The sequence below is a fragment of the Tabrizicola sp. genome, assembly GCF_030694085.1.
Classification (GTDB): domain Bacteria; phylum Pseudomonadota; class Alphaproteobacteria; order Rhodobacterales; family Rhodobacteraceae; genus Tabrizicola.
In genome coordinates, this window is record NZ_JAUXZE010000024.1 from 1 (window position 1) to 1167 (window position 1167).

The window sequence follows — 1167 nt, forward strand, 5'->3', positions numbered from 1 at the left end:
GAACGAGGAAGGCGCTGCTGTTGTGCAGTAAACCCCAGTGCTGGCGCAATAACCGACGACACTCCACTCTGGTTGCGAACTGTTGGTGCGTTGTGGGCTGAGGTTGTCTCTCACATACATGGATCCCGCAGTTTGCTCAAAGCTGTAGGTATCTTTGTCGTATGTCACCGCTTGATCTACGAGAAGTGCATAGCGGTTGACGTACGTATTTGGCCCGGCCTTGTAGTAATTGCCGATGATGTTGAGCAGCGTTCCGCCACCACGGTTCTGAATCTGAGTGCCAAATGCCGCATAGTTATAAATTAAGTTATTCACGAGCTCGATGGGGCCATGACCAGACAGCACTGGATTGCGCATGAAATTGTTGGCCATGAAATTGTGATGAACGGAGATGTTGGACAGCGCCATCCCATTGCCTGGCTCTGTGCCATGGATGTTGCCTTTGCCATTGGTACCCTTCAGGTCAGTGGGACCTGTGTGAGTGTTTTTTGCTTCCGCAAGAATATTCCATTGCCACGTCACGTCGTGCACTAAGTTCCAAGTGGATGTGTCGTCCTGGGCCCAGGCGAAAGAGTTGTGATCGAGGATGACGTTGTAGACCGGGGCACCGTAGCTATAGATTGAAAAACCCGGCCCATTGTTATCACTGCTCGAATCGGTTGCAACTTCCCAGCCACGTCGATGACGCAAGTATCTGATGACGATGTCATGCGCACCATCGGTGATATTGATGGTTTTGTAGCGTGTCTGGATTCCACCTCCGGGTGCCGTTTGCCCCGCAATGGTGAGGTAGGACATGGCCTCGCCTGCGATGTTGATGTCCGAGAGCAAATCGATCGTGCCGCCGACACGAAACACCACTGTGCGGGGGCCTGTTGCCGTCACCGCGGCGCGAAAGCTACCCGGTCCGCTGTCGTTTAAATTAGTCACAGCAATGACTCGACCGCCGCGGCCGCCCACGGCCACTGCGCCAAAGCCTTCGGCGCCGGGAAAGGCGGGAACCGATGCGGGATCTGGCGTTATGATGGGTGGGGTGGGCACTGGCGTTGAAGTTACTGAAGCTCCGACGGTGACGGCGGTCGATGCGCTCGCCACTCTTCCATCGGCATAGGTGGCTCTGACTCCCAGGATATGCGTGCCGGGGGTCATGCACGACAGGCACAGGGC

At 55.7% G+C, this 1167-nt stretch carries 1 protein-coding gene; it reads right to left on the minus strand.

Annotated features, from left to right (window positions below; genetic code table 11):
• Window positions 1–1149: hypothetical protein (locus Q8M85_RS03465; RefSeq protein ID WP_305540313.1), on the minus strand; the 1149-nt coding region annotated here is incomplete at its 3' end.
• Window positions 1150–1167: the final 18 nt, after the last annotated feature.